A 14,189-nucleotide genomic window follows, 5' to 3' on the forward strand; every position below is an offset into this window, starting at 1 on the left:
CCTCGCCGCGTGAGGTGACAGGGCGGTTGAGTGGTCATTCTCGCCGGCGTCCCCCAGACACCGTCAGCGCCGAGACAGCCACACCGAGAGACCCCGAGAGACAAGGAACAACTATGTCGGACACCGGCGCGCGGAGCCCCCTCCGCCAGCAGCTCGGCGACATCGCACCAGGCGGTCGCCGCAGGACGTGCACTGGTCGCTGCTCCAGCGCGTCGAGGCGAGCCCGCTGCGGAGCCGCCACGTGAGCCGCCGCCTCACATTCCTCTTCGCTCTCGCCGGGGGCGCGGCGGTCGGCAACCTCTACTGGGCGCAGCCCCTGCTGGACGTCATCGCCGCCGATCTCCGGACCGGCACCGCGGCGGCGGGCTGGCTCGTCACGGCGACGCAGCTCGGCTACGCGGTCGGAGTCCTGCTCTTCGTGCCCCTCGGCGATGTCCTCGACAGGTCGCGCCTCGTCCCGATCGCCGTGCTCGCCTCGGCGGTCGCCCTCGCGGCCAGCGCGCTGGCGCCCACCTTCGCGGTGCTGGTCGTCACGCTCGCGGCCGTGGGGCTGACCACCGTCTCCGGGCAGATCCTCGCTCCGCTCGCCGGAGACCTCGCCGACGATGCGTCGCGGGGCCGGGTCGTCGGCACGGTCGTCTCGGGCATCCTCTCCGGGATCCTCGTCTCGCGGACGCTGAGCGGCCTCGTCGCCGGGGTGGCCGGCTGGCGGTCCGTGTACGTCGTCGCCGCGGTGCTCGCGGTCGTCGTCGCCGTGCTCCTCGCCCGGGCGATCCCGTCTCTGGAGCCGCGGACGACGCTGCGGTACCCGGCCCTGATCGCCTCGGTGTTCACGATCGTGCGGCGGGAGCGGGTCGTGCGGTGGAGTCTCGCTCTCGGCTGCACCTCCTTCGCCGTGTTCACCCTGTTCTGGACGGCGCTGACGTTCCTCCTGAGCGCGCCTCCGTTCTCGTACTCGGCGACGACCATCGGGCTCTTCGGGCTGATCGGCCTGGCCGGCGCGGTCGCCGCGCAGCGTGCCGGACGGCTGCAGGATCGAGGCCTCGCTCTGCCCGCGATCGGCATCGCCTGGGTCCTGGTGATGGCGGCGTTCGTCGTCGCCGGGCTCGGGGCGGAGTCGGTGGTGGCCGTCGTCGTCGCGATCCTCGTGCTCGACATCGCGATCCAGGGGCACAACACGATGCTGCAGTCGCGGATGTTCCAGGTCGATCCCGCCGCCCGCAGCCGCATCAACACGGCGTTCGTTTCGACCAACTTCGTGGGCGGCGCGCTCGGCTCCGGGCTCGCCTCCTTCCTGTGGACCCACGGCGGCTGGCCGGCGATCGCGCTCGCCGGAGCGGTGCTGAGCGGCTTCGCGCTCACGGTGTGGGCGGTCGGGCAACGCGACGCGCTCCGGCTTCCGGCCGAGCGGGAGGCGGCCCGGGGATCTATCGGGTAGCCGGGTGCTCCGGTGCAGAGCAGCCGGCTCGGGTGCTGTCGGCGAGGCGACGGAGCCGACTCGCCGACTCCGATCCTGCCTCGGCCGTCCAGAGCACGATCTGCTGGTCCGGGTCCAGGGCCGAGGCGAGGATCTCCCAGTCGAGGACGAGTTCGCCGACGAGCGGATGATGCAGCGTCTTGCGGCCCGTCCCGCGTCCGGCGACCTCGTGCACGGTCCACATCTCGATGAACTCGGGGAACTGCGCCGAGAGGCGCTCGACGAGCCGTGCCAGTTCCGGATCGTCCGGGTATCTGGCGCTGTCCCTCCGCAGCTGCGCGACGGCGAGCTCGACGACGTCCTGCCAGTCGGCGTAGAGGCTCCGCACGCCCGGGTGGGCGAACAGCAACCAGATGAACGTCCGCTCGTCCTCGGGCACGGCAGCGAAATCGGTGATCAACGCGGCGCCCAGCCGGTTCCAGCCGATCACGTCGGTCCTGCGGCCGAGGACGAACGCCGGCGTGGTGGCGAGATCGTCCAGCGCCCGCTGCAGCGGAGCCTGGACGACCTGCCGGCGGGGGTGGGGGAGCGTCGGCTCGACCTTCCCGGCCAGATCGAACAGGTAGGCACGGTGCGCATCGGTGAGCCGCAGGACGCGGGCCAGGTCGGCCAGGACCGGCCCGGAGGCGGCCATCCGTCCCTGCTCGATGCGGGTGTAGTACTCGACGCTGATCGCAGCCGCCTCAGCGACCTCGCGGCGCCGGAGTCCCGGCACCCGTCGCGCTGCTCCCGACACAGGCACGCCGAACGTTGCGGGGTTGAGCGCGGCCCGTCGCGCGCGGAGGAAGGCGCCCAGTTCACGAGCTCGCACGTCCGTCGCCACCCGATGATCTTGCCATCGGAGGGGGCAGAGATCCCTGCCCTCCCCGGGCGTGACGCGGGGTGTCACAGTGATCGTCGCTCTCCGCGACACGTGATCGTCGCTCTACCAGGCACGAGTCGCTCTACGAGACAAGAGGAGATTTCCATGAAGGTCATCGGACTGACCGAGTTCGGAGCGGCATCCGTGCTGCGTCCTCTCGAGGTGCCGCAGAGATCGGCCGGCGCCGGAGAGGTCCGCATCCGCGTGCGAGCCGCCGCAGTGAATCCGGTGGACGCCATCATCCGCTCAGGAGGCTTCGCGGGAGGCGGGCTCCGCCCGGACGGACCGGTGGTTCCGGGGATGGATGTCGCCGGGACGATCGAGGAGATCGGGCCGGATCAGCCGGCCGGCTCCGACCTCGGTCTCGGCGACGCGGTCACGGGGTTCGTCGTCCCGAACGGGAGTCACGGAGGCTACTCCGAGGCCATCGTCCTGCCGGCGCTGTCCGTCACCCGCATGCCTGCGAGCGGCGGTTACGCCGAGGGAGCGTCGTTCCTCTCGAATGCGCTCACCGCCGAGATCACGCTGGAGCATCTCGCCCTCGCGCCCGGGCAGACGCTCGCCGTCACGGGCGCGACCGGAGCCGTCGGCGGCTACCTGGTCGAGCTCGCGGTGCGCAGGGGCCTGCGGGTGATCGCTGACGCCCGCTCGGGCGAGGCCAGTCGGGTCCGCGCGCTCGGGGCGGAGGTCGTCCTCGACCGGGACGACGACTTCGTGCAGGGCGTCCTCTCGGCCACGGGCGGGGTCGGCGCGGACGCGCTCGCCGACCCGGCGATCCTCGCGGACCGGGTCGTCGGCGCGGTCCGCGAGGGCGGCCAGGTCGCGTTCTACCTGCCGAACGATGTCGATCCGGGTCGCGGCATCCGCGTGTTCGCGTCGTACGTCATGGGGTCGAGCCTCCGCCACGATGCGATCGACCGCCTGGCCCGTGCGGTCGAGCGCGGCGAGCTCAGCACGTCGGTCGCCGACCTGGTGCCGGCCGACCAGGCGGCCGCCGCACACGAACGCCTCGAACGCGGAGGATTCCGCGGCCGTCTCGTCCTGAAGTTCTGACGCGGCGCCGCCCGCTGTCCCTGTCGAAGGAGATCCTGTGCTCGCTCTCGAGGTCGTCGTCCTGGTCGGAACCGGCATTCTGCTCGCCTCCGCGTTCTCCGCGCGGTTCCGCGTCGCGCCGCCGGTGGTCCTGCTGGTGCTCGGAGTGCTCCTCGGGCTGATCCCGCAGGTGGGATCGGTGCTGCTGCCCCCTGACCTCGTGCTGCTGATCCTCCTGCCGATCCTGCTGTACTGGGAGAGCCTGACCACGTCCCTCCGCGAGATCCGGCGCAACATCACCTCCATCGCGGTGCTGAGTACCGGCCTCGTGGTGGCGACCGCCGCGGGCACGGCGGCGACGGCCCACGCTCTCGGGATGCCCTGGGGCGCGGCGTGGGTCCTCGGTGCGGCCGTCGCCCCGACAGATGCGACCGCGATCGCCGCGCTCAGCCGGATGCTGCCCGAGCGTCAGGTGACGGTCCTGCGCGCCGAGAGCCTGATCAACGACGGCACGGCGCTGGTGATCTTCGGGGTTGCTGTCGGTGTCACGGTCGGCGAGCAGAGTGTGAGCGCCGCGGGCCTCACCGGTCTGGTCCTCCTCGCCTACGGAGGCGGTGCCGCGGTGGGCGGCGTGGTCGCTCTCGTCAACATCGAGCTCCGTCGGCGCCTCAGCGATCCGCTCGCCGGCAACCTGGTCATGATTCTGGCGCCGTTCGTGGCGTTCCTCCTCGCCGAGTACCTGCATGCGTCGGGGGTCGTCGCCGTCGTGGTCAGCGGGCTGATCATGTCGCAGGCTGCCCCGCGCGTCATCCGAGCCGAGCACCGCACTCAAGCGCTCGCCTTCTGGCCGCTCCTGACCTTCCTGATCAACGGGTCCCTGTTCCTCTTCGTGGGCCTCGAACTCCAGCAGATCGCGCGCTCGCTCACCGCGGTCCAGCTGATGGGCGCTCTCGTCCTCGTCGGAGCCGTCAGCGCCGTGGTCATCGCCACCCGGTTCGCCTTCCTTTTCGCCTGGTCGGGCCTGGCGGTGCTCGTCTCCCGGTCGCGCGGGAGTGGATCCACCGTCGACGCCCCGCGGGCGCAAGCGGTGTCGAGCCTCGCGGGCTTCCGCGGGGCCGTCTCGCTGGCCGTCGCGCTCTCGGTGCCCGAGGTGGTCGCCTCCGGCGATCCGTTCCCGGCGCGGTCCCTGATCATCGTCGTCACGGCGGGGGTCGTCCTCGTCACTCTGGTGGGCCAGGCCCTCGTGCTCCCGCTCGCCGTCCGCGGGATCCGGCGACCCGCCTCCTCGAGGGTCGACGAGGAGGCGTCGGAGGCGTCGATCGTCGCCTTCGAGGCCGCACTGGACGCCGTCCCCGCGCTCGCCGCCCGCTCCGGAACGAGCCCGAAGGTCACCGCCTGGGTGACCGAGGCGTACGAGACCTTCGCCGGCACCGCCCGCGCCGACCGGGGCGGCGGGGGCGACACCGGCGCCGCGCGGGACCGGGCCGAGTACGTCGAGCTCAGCCTCGCGCTGATCGCGCACCGTCGCGAGACGGTCATCCGGCTGCGGAACGAGAACGCGATCGACGACACCGTCCTGCGGCGGTTGCAGGCCGCCCTCGACCGCGAAGAGCTGAGCCTCTCGTCTCCGGAACCGCTCGAGTAGGGCGTCGGCCTACGGCTGCAGCACGACCTTGATGCAGCCGTCCTCCTTCTTCTGGAAGGTCTCGTAGAGCGCGGGAGCGTCCTCGAGCGGAGCCCGGTGCGTCACGAGGTCCATCACGCCCAGCGGGTCGGAGGGGTCCTCGACCAGCGGCAGCAGGTCGTCGATCCAGCGCTTCACGTTGCACTGGCCCATCGTCAGCGTCACCTGCTTGTCGAACATCGACTTCAGTGGCAGCGGATCGGCCTCACCGCCGTAGACACCGCTGAGCGAGACGGTCCCGCCGCGGCGCACGAGGTCGAGCGAGGCGGTCACCGCCGCGAGCCGGTCGACTCCGACCGTGTCCATCGCCTTGCGCGCGAGCGGGTCGGGGAGCAGCCCGGCCACCGACTGCGCGAACGAGCCCATCGGCGAGCCGTGCGCCTCCATCCCCACGGCGTCGACGACGGAGTCCGGGCCGCGCCCCTCGGTCAGGTCGCGCAGCTGGTCGGCGATGTCGTCCGCGAGGTCGAACGTCTCGACGCCGTGGCGCGCGGCCATCTCGCGGCGCTCGGCGACCGGATCGACCGCGAGCACCCGGAAGCCCTTGTGCACCCCGATGCGCGAGGCGAACTGGCCGACCGGGCCGAGGCCGAAGACCACGAGCGTTCCGCCGTCGGGGACCCGCGCGTACTCGACGCCCTGCCAGGCGGTCGGCACGATGTCGCTGAGGAAGAGGTAGCGCTCGTCGGGCAGGTCCGACCCCACGACGACGGCGTTGTAGTCGGCGAGGGGCACGCGGAGGAATTCGGCCTGTCCTCCGGGAACCTGCCCGTACATCTTGGTGTAGCCGTAGAGCGACGCGCCCGAGCCGTACTCGGTGACCTGAGTCGTCTCGCACTGCGACTGCAACCCGCGACGGCACATGAAGCAGTCGCCGCAGGAGATGGTGAACGGGATGACGACGCGGTCGCCGACCCGGAGCGACGTGACCGCGGAGCCGACCTCCTCGACGATCCCCATCGGCTCGTGACCGAGGATGTCGCCCCGGTCGAGGTAGGGCCCCAGGAGGCGGTAGAGGTGCAGATCGGAGCCGCAGATCGCCGTCGAGGTGATCCGCACGATCGCATCCGTGGGCTGCTGCAGACGGGGGTCCGGAACCGTCTCGACCGAGACCTTCTCGGTGCCCTGCCAGGTAAGTGCTCGCATGCGCGTCTCCGTTCTCCGGCTCGCGCCGGGTCGAGGTGTCTTTCCACCGCACACCAGGAGGGCGCGGAGGGGGAGGGGCTTGACGGCCTTCCGGGGTCGTTCTGAGCGCATTCCCGGGCGCGGGAGTCGCCCTGTTCCTGCTGTCCTCGCTGGCGTGCGCTCTCGCGCCCACCGTCGGCGCACTGGTCGCCGCCCGTCTCGTCCAGGGAGCGGCTGCCGCCGTGATGCTGCCGTCCTCGATGGCGCTCCTGCGCGAGGCGTTCCCCGATTCGCGGGAGCGTGCTCGCGCTCTCGGGATCTGGGCCGTCGGCGGTGCCGTCGCTGTCGCCGTCGGACCGCTCCTGGGCGGCCTGCTGACGGTCGTCGACTGGCGGCTCGTGTTCCTCATCAACGTCCCGGTCTGCGCGGCGATGCTCCTCCTGCTGCGCTCCGTCGCGGCGTCGCCCACCCACCCCGCACTGTTCGACTGGTGGGGTCAGGCGCTCTCGCTGCTCGGCCTCGGCGCTCTGATGTACGGGCTCATCGAGGGAGGCGCCCTCGGCTACGGCGACCCCGCCATCGTCGGCTGCCTGGCGCTCGCCGTCGTCGCCCTCTCCTGCTTCCTCGCCGTGCAGCGGCGGAGCAGGCACCCGATGATGCCGCTCGATCTCTTCCGCGGCTCCGACATGAGGATCGCGCTCCTCGTCGGCTTCGCCTTCATGGTGGGCAACTTCGGGTCGGTGTTCGTCGTGAGCCTCTACCTCCAGCAGCATCTCGGCCTCTCCCCGCTGCTCGCCGGCCTGGTCTTCCTCCCCTCCGCCGCGTTCGGTGTCGTGGGGAACATCGTCAGCGGGACCCTCGCCAACCGGTTCAGACCGCGGGTGCCCATCGCTCTCGGGTTGACGACGATGGCGGTCGGGCTGCTCGGGCTGCTCTTGGCCGCTCCGCTCGACTCGGTGATCGCGGTGAGCGCCCTCCTCGTGCTGACCGGCGCCGGTGGCGCTGTGGCGATGCCGCCCGCCACCGCCGTGGTGCTCGCGAGCGTCCCCCCCGCACCGAGCGAGTACCGCGAGCGCTGTGTTCAACACCTTCCGCCAGGTGGGAGGCGCGGTCGCCATCGCCGTCTTCGGCGCGCTCCTCGCCGACCGGACGGGTTTCGTCGGTGGGATGCAGACGTGCATGCTCGTCGCCGCAGTGGTGCTCCTCGGTGCCGCCGCGGCAGCGGTCTTCATCAGGGTCGGGGAGACGAGCGCGTAGGCCGCCGACCGGCGTCGGATGGGCGCGGGCGCACTGTCCGCTGTCCCGTGGCGTCCGCGCGCTGCGCCGGGCCTCCGCACGGCGCACGTCCACCCGACGTTCATCCCACTCACGGCCCAGAAGTGATGGGATAGGGGGATGGATGCTCTCTACACTGCCATCGCCCACGCTTCCGGTGGAGGACGCGACGGCCACGTCCGCACCGAGGACGACCGTCTCGACCTCGACACCCGCGCCCCGCAGGAGCTCGGCGGCTCCGGCGAGGGGACCAACCCCGAACAGCTCTTCGCCGCCGGCTACTCGGCCTGCTTCCTCAGTGCTCTGCACGGAGCAGGCCGTCAGCTGAAGATCGACACGACCGACGCCGCCGTCTCGGCCAGCGTCTCGATCGGCAAGAACGACTCCGACGGCTTCGGCCTCTCGGTCGAGCTCGACGTCTACGTGCCGAAGGCCGGCCCCGAGGATGCACGGAAGGTCGCCGACGCGGCGCACACCCTCTGCCCGTACTCGAACGCCACCCGCGGCAACATCCCCGTGCAGATCAACCTGGTCGACTGACCGGACCCTCCGCGACGGCCCCTCCCCGATCCGGGACGGGGCCGTCGTCGTGCGGCCGTCAGCCGACGGACATCCCTGGTCGGTTAGGGTCGGCGCATGAACGAGGACCTGTCGACCGACGAGACCGGGGCGCGCGCCGAGCTCACCCAGATCCGTCAGAGCATCGACAACATCGACGCGGCGCTGATCCACCTGCTCGCGGAGCGCTTCAAGTTCACGCAGAAGGTCGGCATACTCAAGGCCGCGCACGGTCTCCCTCCGGCGGACCTGGAGCGCGAGGCACGTCAGATCGCGCGGCTGCGGGGACTCGCCGAGGAGGCTCACCTCGACCCTGCCTTCGCCGAGAAGTTCCTCGGCTTCATCGTCGCCGAGGTCATCCACCACCATCGGCGCATCGCCGACGGCTCCGAGGACTGACGGGCCGTCGGTCGCGGATCCTCACCACTCGGGGAAGGTGACCGTCGCCACGAGTCCGCCCTCGGCGCGCGCGGTCAGACGCAGCGCCGCCCCGTGTGCGTCGGCGATGCTCTCGACGATGGCCAGCCCGAGCCCTCGGGAGCGTTCGGCCCCTGCGGAGACCCGTCCGCTTGCCCGGTAGAACGGCTCGGTGAGCCGCTCGACGTCCTCCTGGCGGACCCGAGCCCCCGAGTTCTCCACGCAGAGGAGGGCGCCGCCGCCCACCGGCCCGCCGGGGCGCGTCACCGTCACGCGGAGCGATCCGCCGTCCTCGTTGTGCCGCACGGCGTTCTGGAGGAGGTTCTCGCACAGCTGGGTCAGCATCGCCGGATCTCCCCGGACCGTCACCTCGTCGAGATCGACGGTGCAGTCGACAGCGCGGGCAGCGGCCACCGGACGAAGGGCGTCCACCGACTGGGCGACGATCCGCGTCAGCGAGACCTGCTCGGTGCTCAGTCCGGAGTGGTCCAGATCGGCGAGGTCGAGGATCGCCTCGACGGTCAGGATGCTGCGCGAGTTCGTCTCGCGCAGGCGGGCGAGGAGCGCGCGGGTGCTGTCGTCGTCCAGGTGCTCGCGGCGCGCGGCGACATCGAGCATCGCCTGCGTCGTCGCGAGCGGAGTCCGCAGCTCGTGCGAGGCATTCGCCGCGAAACGCTGGTGGGCGCGGAACGACCGGTCCAGTCTCTCCAGCATGTGATCGAAGGTGTCCGAGAGGTCGGTGATCTCGTCCCTCGGGCCGGAGAGGGCGACGCGGTGGTCGAACGAACCTGTGGCCGCACGCAGGGCGGCCTCGTTGATCGTGTGCAACGGGCGGAGGAGGCGTCCCGACATGATCCAGCCGACCCACGCGCTCGCGCCGGCGAGCAGCACGAGGACGATGACGGACCAGACGAGCAGTGTGGTGAGGATGTCGTTCTGATCGGAGACGACGAGAGCGGCGGCGCCATCGGCCGACGTCAGGCCTCCCGACACCCGGTGGCTGGACGTGCTGGGCAGGGCGTCTGCCGGCATCGGGGTGGAGAGGGGAGCCGAGGTGCCACCGGCGTTCGTCGCGCTGATCGCGTAGGTCGGCACGTACCGCATGAAGACGTAGATGAGCACGAGCATCACCGACCCGGCGATCGTGAAGAGCGCGGTGTACGTGAGCGTCCACCGCATGCGGACCGTGAGCCGGTGCGGCCTGCCCAGCAGACCCGCGGCCTCCGTGCGGGGCATCACTCGCCCTCGATCCGGTAGCCGACACCCGGGACCGTCCTGATCACCCACGGCGATCCGAGCCGCCGACGGAGGTTCGAGATCGTGACCCGGATCGTGTTGGTGAACGGATCCACGTTCTCGTCCCACGCCTTCTCCAGGAGCGCCTCCGCGCTGACCACGCCGCCGTCGGCGAGCAGGAGCTGCTCGAGGACCGCGAACTCCTTGCGCGAGAGCTTCATGTAGACCCCGTCGCGGAAGACCTCTCGGCGGAAGGGATCGAGGCGGACGCCGGCGCGCTCGAGAACGGGCGGCCTCGACTCCGCGGTACGGCGCACGAGGGCGCGCAGCCGGGCGACCAGTTCGGGGAACTCGAACGGCTTCACGAGGTAGTCGTCCGCACCGGCGCCGAGGCCGGACACCGTGTCGTCGAGCCGGCGTGCAGCGGTCAGCATCATCACTCGGACACCGGGGTGCGCGGCGACCACCGCGCGACAGACATCGTCGCCGTGCGTGCCCGGGAGGTCGCGGTCGAGGAGGATCACGTCGTAGTCGTTGACGGTGAGCGCCTCGAGGGCGGCGTCGCCGTCGTGGACGAGGTCTGCGGCGATCGCCTCCTGACGCAGACCGTCGCGGACGGCCTCGGCCAGATAGATCTCGTCTTCGGCGACCAGGACGCGCATATGGACCTCTCAAGGGGCGCGGTCGGGCGACCACGGCGGTGACACGACCAGTCCAGCAGCGGTGGTGTAACGAGAGCGTCAACGTCGCCCGCTCCTGCCGCCCGACTGGACGCCGATCGCATCCGGATCGTAGACGCACGGGACGGTCGTCTCCTGAGCGGCCGATCGCCGGGGGCGTTCCCTGCCGGACCGGGTGTTCAGAAAACGTCAACGTTTTCGTTGACACTCGGGCAATGCGCTCCGCGGTGGACTCGTCGTCATCAGCCCCAATCATCGAGGAGCACGCATGTCCACCACCACGACCACCACCAGCAGGGCCCGCCGCTACGCGGCCAAGGTCGCCGTCCTCCTGACCGTTCCCCTCCTGATCGGATCGCTCGCCGCGTGCACCAGCGGCACGCCCGGAAGCGCCGAGCAGTCCCCGACCTCCGCGGGCTCGTTCAACGACTGGCAGGTCGACTACGCCTCCTGCATGCGGGGCGAGGGCGTCGACATGCCCGACCCGGCGTCGGACGGCGGAACCGCCGCGATCGGCGTCGACGAGGCCGGCTCCGAGGTCTTCCAGACCGCCTCCGAGACCTGCATGGCCCGTCTGGGCGAACCGCCGGCACCCGACGGTGAGACCTCGGTCGCCGATGAGTTCGAGGGCCAGCTCACGACGGCCGAGTGCTTGCGGGCCAACGGCGTCGACGTCGACGACCCGGTCAAGGGCGAAGCGATGGAGTTCCCCCTCGACATCCCCGAGGATGTGCTCGACACCTGCGGCCTCTCCGCAGGTGCGGGCAGCGGCAGCTCGACCGGCAGCGCCCGATGAGCACGCGACGCCGCGTCATCGCCGGCATCGTCTGCGCTGTCCTGTTCGTCGGCGGTGCAGCAGCCGTGGTGACTCTGGTCCCGGCCGCCGGGGCGACCCAGGAGGAGCCGCGCAGCAGCATCCCGACGGGCACCGCTCCGATCACGGCCGGCGACCTCGTCGGCACCACTCAGGTGACCGGCACGCTCGACTACGCCGACCAGCGCAAGGTCGGCAGCGGAGCAGGCATCGTGACCAGCGTCCCGGTGCCGGGCAGCACCGTGGCCCTCGGGGGCGCGCTCTACACCGTCGACAACGTTCCGGTCGTGCTGCTCCACGGCCCGCTGCCCGCCTGGCGGCCGTTCGCCTCCGGTATGGGCGACGGACCGGACGTCCAGCAGCTGGAGCAGAGCCTCGCAGCGCTCGGCTTCTTCGACCGCACCCCCGACAAGGAGTTCGCCTCCTCGACCGAGCGCGCGATCGTGCGCTGGCAGAAGGCGCTCGGCGTCCAGCAGACCGGTCGGCTGGAACTCGGTTCCGTCGTGTTCCTGCCGGGCGACGTCCGGATCGCCTCCGTCGACGCCGCCGTCGGGAGCCCTGCTGCCGCCGAGATCGTCACGGTGTCCTCCCTCGTGAAGCGCATCGAGGTGCAGCTCAAGCTGGCCGATCAGCGTCTCGGCGTCGTCGGCGCGAAGGTCGACGTCCGGTTGCCGGGCGGCGGGACGACGGCGGGAACCGTCACCGACGTCGGCGCGCCTGCCGAGACCGAGACGAACGGTCAGAAGACGACGACGATCCCCGTCGGAGTCGCGCTCGACGACCCGACCGCCGCCGCCGACCTCCAGCGGGCGAGCGTCACCGTCGGGTTCCCGACGGAGCGGCGGGAGAACGTGCTGTCGGTGCCGGTCGAGGCGCTCATCGCCGTCGACGACAAGTCCTTCGGAGTCGAGATCGTCGGCGAGGACGGCACCCGCACCACCGTGCCGGTCACGACCGGCCTGTTCGCCGACGGTCGCGTGGAGGTCTCGGGCGACGGCGTCCGCGCCGACCTCGACGTCGTGGTGCCGGCATCATGACCGCGTCCGGAGAGACCGCGCCCATCATCCGTCTCGCTGCCATCACCCGCGAGTACGGCGAACCGCCGACCCTCGCGCTCGCCGGTGTCGACCTGGTGATCGAGGAGGGGGAGTTCGTCGCGATCGTCGGACCGAGCGGCTCGGGGAAGTCGACGATGCTCAACCTGATCGGCACCCTCGACCGTCCGACGAGCGGGACGGCCCACATCGCCGGTGCCGACGTGGGCCGGCTGTCCGACGCGAGACTGTCGGCACTGCGTGCCTACCGGATCGGCTTCGTGTTCCAGCAGTTCCACCTCTCGGACGGCGTCAGCTCGGTGGACAACGTCGCGGACGGCCTCCTCTATACGGGGGTCCCTCGCGCCGAGCGGCGACGGCGCGCCGTCGACGCGCTCGAACGCGTCGGCCTCGGCCACCGCCTCGACCACCGCCCGACCCAGCTCTCCGGCGGTGAGCGGCAGCGCGTCGCGATCGCCCGCGCCGTGGTGGGCGATCCTCCGCTGCTTCTCGCCGACGAACCGACGGGCAACCTCGATTCCGTCTCGGGCGCGAGCATCGTGGAGCTTCTCCATGAACTGCACCGCGGCGGGACGACCGTCGTGGTGATCACCCACGACGCGGAGCTCGCCACCCGCCTGCCCCGCCAGGTCGTCATCCGCGACGGTCGCATCGTCGGCGACTCGGAGCGTGCAGCATGACCGGGGACCCGGGCCGCACCGCAGGCGGTCGGCGCTCCCGGCTCCTCGGTCGCGACGTTCTGGGGCTCGGCACGACCGGCCTCCGTGCTCGGCCGATGCGCGCCTTCCTCTCCGCGCTCGGCATCGCCATCGGGATAGCCGCGATGATCGCCGTTGTCGGCATCTCCTCGTCCAGTCAGGCGAGGCTGCAGGCTCAGCTCGCGCAGCTCGGCACCAACCTGTTGACCGTGCAGCCGGGCAAGAGTCTCCTGGGCACGGTGGTCACCCTCCCCGAGGACACCGTCGGCAAGGTCGGTCTCCTCGGCGGTGTCGAGCAGGTCGGCGGTGCCGGTGCGATGAGCGGGTTGTCCGTCTACCGCAGCAGCATGATCGATCCGGCCCAGAGCGGCGGACTCGGCGTGACCGCTGTCACCGATGGGCTGTTCGACGTCGTCGGAGGCACCCTCGCCGCGGGCGAGTGGCTCAACGCTGCGACGGGGAGCTTCCCGACCGTCGTCCTGGGCTCGAAGGCCGCCGAGCGCCTCGGCATCGCGACCGTCGGGTCGGTCATCCAGCTCGGCGGGGAGCACTTCACCGTCGTCGGTGTCCTCGATCCGGTCGCGCTCGCGCCCGAACTCGACACGACTGCGATGATCGGGCAGGCGATCGCAGCCGACCGCTTTGGTTTCGACGGCAAGCCGACCACCGTGTACGAACGGTCTCCGGAGGAGCTCGTGCCGCAGGTGCGCGCACTGCTGCCCCGCACGGTCAGCCCGTCGGCGCCGGAGGAGGTGTCGGTGTCGCGGCCGTCGGACGCCCTGGCCGCGAAGAACGCCGCCGATCAGGCGTTCACCGGTCTCCTCCTCGGGCTCGGGTCGGTCGCTCTGCTCGTCGGCGGCATCGGAGTGGCGAACACCATGGTGATCTCGGTGCTCGAGCGTCGTCGCGAGATCGGGTTGCGGCGAGCGCTCGGGGCGACCCGCGGGCACATCCGTTCGCAGTTCCTGATGGAGGCGCTCCTGCTGTCCGCTCTCGGAGGTGTCGCCGGTGCCCTGCTCGGCACCGGGGTCACGAGTGTCGTCGCGGCCGTGAACGGCTGGCCGATCTCGGTCCCTCCCGAGGTGCTGCTCGCCGGAATCGCAGCGACACTCGTGATCGGAGCGATCGCCGGGCTCTATCCGGCGATCCGCGCCGCGCGGACCCCGCCCACCTCGGCGCTGAGCGGCTGAGCGGCCGGTGACGGCGGGCGGCCCGGCCTGGTCCCGGCGGCCCGCGCTCGCGACGGGCGCGGGCCGCCGGATGGACGAGGTGAGCG

14 protein-coding genes are annotated in these 14,189 nt (G+C 71.5%); 10 read left to right on the forward strand and 4 right to left on the reverse strand.

The annotated features are described in order from the left end of the window. The first annotated feature begins 241 nt into the window (after positions 1–241). Positions 242–1,438, forward strand: a complete 1,197-nt coding sequence (locus tag GSU10_RS00870) for an MFS transporter (protein WP_244311486.1) — start codon at positions 242–244, stop codon at positions 1,436–1,438. On the opposite strand, the gene GSU10_RS00875 is transcribed toward GSU10_RS00870, so the two are convergent. After that, positions 1,428–2,288, reverse strand: coding sequence for a helix-turn-helix domain-containing protein (locus GSU10_RS00875; protein WP_236713584.1), 861 nt, complete (start codon positions 2,286–2,288; stop codon positions 1,428–1,430). The two genes, GSU10_RS00870 and GSU10_RS00875, sit on opposite strands and share 11 nt — an antisense overlap. 156 nt (positions 2,289–2,444) lie before the next feature. Here GSU10_RS00875 and GSU10_RS00880 point away from each other — a divergent pair, with 156 nt between their 5' ends. Together GSU10_RS00880 and GSU10_RS00885 are read left to right on the forward strand one after the other, a co-directional pair. After that, complete coding sequence (locus GSU10_RS00880; protein ID WP_132504690.1) at positions 2,445–3,392, forward strand: quinone oxidoreductase family protein; 948 nt, start codon at positions 2,445–2,447, stop codon at positions 3,390–3,392. A gap of 37 nt (positions 3,393–3,429) precedes the next feature. After that, positions 3,430–5,016, forward strand: a complete 1,587-nt coding sequence (locus GSU10_RS00885) for a Na+/H+ antiporter (RefSeq protein WP_068210119.1) — start codon at positions 3,430–3,432, stop codon at positions 5,014–5,016. Between the two features lie 9 nt (positions 5,017–5,025). Here the strand turns inward: GSU10_RS00885 and GSU10_RS00890 are convergent, their stop codons facing one another. Further along, positions 5,026–6,201 (reverse strand): zinc-dependent alcohol dehydrogenase, encoded by a 1,176-nt coding sequence (locus GSU10_RS00890; RefSeq protein ID WP_068210122.1) that lies wholly within the window; start codon positions 6,199–6,201, stop codon positions 5,026–5,028. Positions 6,202–6,350: 149 nt separating this feature from the next. Here GSU10_RS00890 and GSU10_RS00895 point away from each other — a divergent pair, with 149 nt between their 5' ends. From GSU10_RS00895 to GSU10_RS00905, 3 genes are all read left to right on the forward strand, one after another. Further along, a complete protein-coding gene (locus GSU10_RS00895) occupies positions 6,351–7,571 on the forward strand; it encodes an MFS transporter (RefSeq protein WP_241972899.1) in 1,221 nt (406 codons plus the stop codon). Positions 7,572–7,575: 4 nt separating this feature from the next. Then, positions 7,576–7,995 carry an organic hydroperoxide resistance protein gene (locus GSU10_RS00900; protein ID WP_068210131.1) on the forward strand — a complete coding sequence of 140 codons (420 nt, stop codon included), beginning with the start codon at positions 7,576–7,578 and terminating at the stop codon, positions 7,993–7,995. A 96-nt stretch (positions 7,996–8,091) separates the two neighbouring features. Continuing rightward, the gene (locus GSU10_RS00905) at positions 8,092–8,412 is read left to right on the forward strand and encodes a chorismate mutase (RefSeq protein WP_068210133.1); all 321 of its coding nucleotides are present in this window, start codon (positions 8,092–8,094) and stop codon (positions 8,410–8,412) included. Between the two features lie 21 nt (positions 8,413–8,433). Here GSU10_RS00905 and GSU10_RS00910 read toward each other — a convergent pair whose 3' ends face one another. Both GSU10_RS00910 and GSU10_RS00915 read right to left on the reverse strand, forming a co-directional pair. Next, a complete protein-coding gene (locus GSU10_RS00910) occupies positions 8,434–9,666 on the reverse strand; it encodes a HAMP domain-containing sensor histidine kinase (protein ID WP_068210135.1) in 1,233 nt (410 codons plus the stop codon). Then, on the reverse strand, positions 9,666–10,328 hold the full coding sequence (locus GSU10_RS00915) for a response regulator transcription factor (RefSeq protein ID WP_068210137.1): 663 nt from the start codon (positions 10,326–10,328) through the stop codon (positions 9,666–9,668). The genes GSU10_RS00910 and GSU10_RS00915 overlap by 1 nt, the downstream gene beginning before the upstream one ends. Positions 10,329–10,614: 286 nt before the next feature. Here GSU10_RS00915 and GSU10_RS00920 point away from each other — a divergent pair, with 286 nt between their 5' ends. From GSU10_RS00920 to GSU10_RS00935, 4 genes are read left to right on the forward strand one after another with little or no spacing between them, the layout of a single operon-like run. After that, positions 10,615–11,142, forward strand: coding sequence for a hypothetical protein (locus GSU10_RS00920; RefSeq protein WP_068210139.1), 528 nt, complete (start codon positions 10,615–10,617; stop codon positions 11,140–11,142). Next, entirely contained in the window at positions 11,139–12,197 is a 1,059-nt protein-coding gene (locus GSU10_RS00925; RefSeq protein WP_068210142.1) for a peptidoglycan-binding protein, read from the forward strand. Before GSU10_RS00920 ends, GSU10_RS00925 begins: the two co-directional genes overlap by 4 nt. Next, complete coding sequence (locus GSU10_RS00930; protein ID WP_068210144.1) at positions 12,194–12,895, forward strand: ABC transporter ATP-binding protein; 702 nt, start codon at positions 12,194–12,196, stop codon at positions 12,893–12,895. Before GSU10_RS00925 ends, GSU10_RS00930 begins: the two co-directional genes overlap by 4 nt. Continuing rightward, positions 12,892–14,103 (forward strand): ABC transporter permease, encoded by a 1,212-nt coding sequence (locus GSU10_RS00935; RefSeq protein ID WP_068210145.1) that lies wholly within the window; start codon positions 12,892–12,894, stop codon positions 14,101–14,103. Before GSU10_RS00930 ends, GSU10_RS00935 begins: the two co-directional genes overlap by 4 nt. The last annotated feature ends 86 nt before the right edge of the window (positions 14,104–14,189 follow it).

The organism is Rathayibacter tanaceti, assembly GCF_009834165.1.
GTDB lineage: Bacteria > Actinomycetota > Actinomycetes > Actinomycetales > Microbacteriaceae > Rathayibacter > Rathayibacter tanaceti.

Coding starts and splice junctions, on each gene's coding strand:
- GSU10_RS00910 (WP_068210135.1), bottom strand. CDS start 9,666: ATGCCCCGCACGGAGGCCGCGGGTCTGCTGGGCAGGCCGCACCGGCTC.
- GSU10_RS00930 (WP_068210144.1), top strand. CDS start 12,194: ATGACCGCGTCCGGAGAGACCGCGCCCATCATCCGTCTCGCTGCCATC.
- GSU10_RS00880 (WP_132504690.1), top strand. CDS start 2,445: ATGAAGGTCATCGGACTGACCGAGTTCGGAGCGGCATCCGTGCTGCGT.
- GSU10_RS00915 (WP_068210137.1), bottom strand. CDS start 10,328: ATGCGCGTCCTGGTCGCCGAAGACGAGATCTATCTGGCCGAGGCCGTC.
- GSU10_RS00890 (WP_068210122.1), bottom strand. CDS start 6,201: ATGCGAGCACTTACCTGGCAGGGCACCGAGAAGGTCTCGGTCGAGACG.
- GSU10_RS00935 (WP_068210145.1), top strand. CDS start 12,892: ATGACCGGGGACCCGGGCCGCACCGCAGGCGGTCGGCGCTCCCGGCTC.
- GSU10_RS00925 (WP_068210142.1), top strand. CDS start 11,139: ATGAGCACGCGACGCCGCGTCATCGCCGGCATCGTCTGCGCTGTCCTG.
- GSU10_RS00920 (WP_068210139.1), top strand. CDS start 10,615: ATGTCCACCACCACGACCACCACCAGCAGGGCCCGCCGCTACGCGGCC.
- GSU10_RS00905 (WP_068210133.1), top strand. CDS start 8,092: ATGAACGAGGACCTGTCGACCGACGAGACCGGGGCGCGCGCCGAGCTC.
- GSU10_RS00900 (WP_068210131.1), top strand. CDS start 7,576: ATGGATGCTCTCTACACTGCCATCGCCCACGCTTCCGGTGGAGGACGC.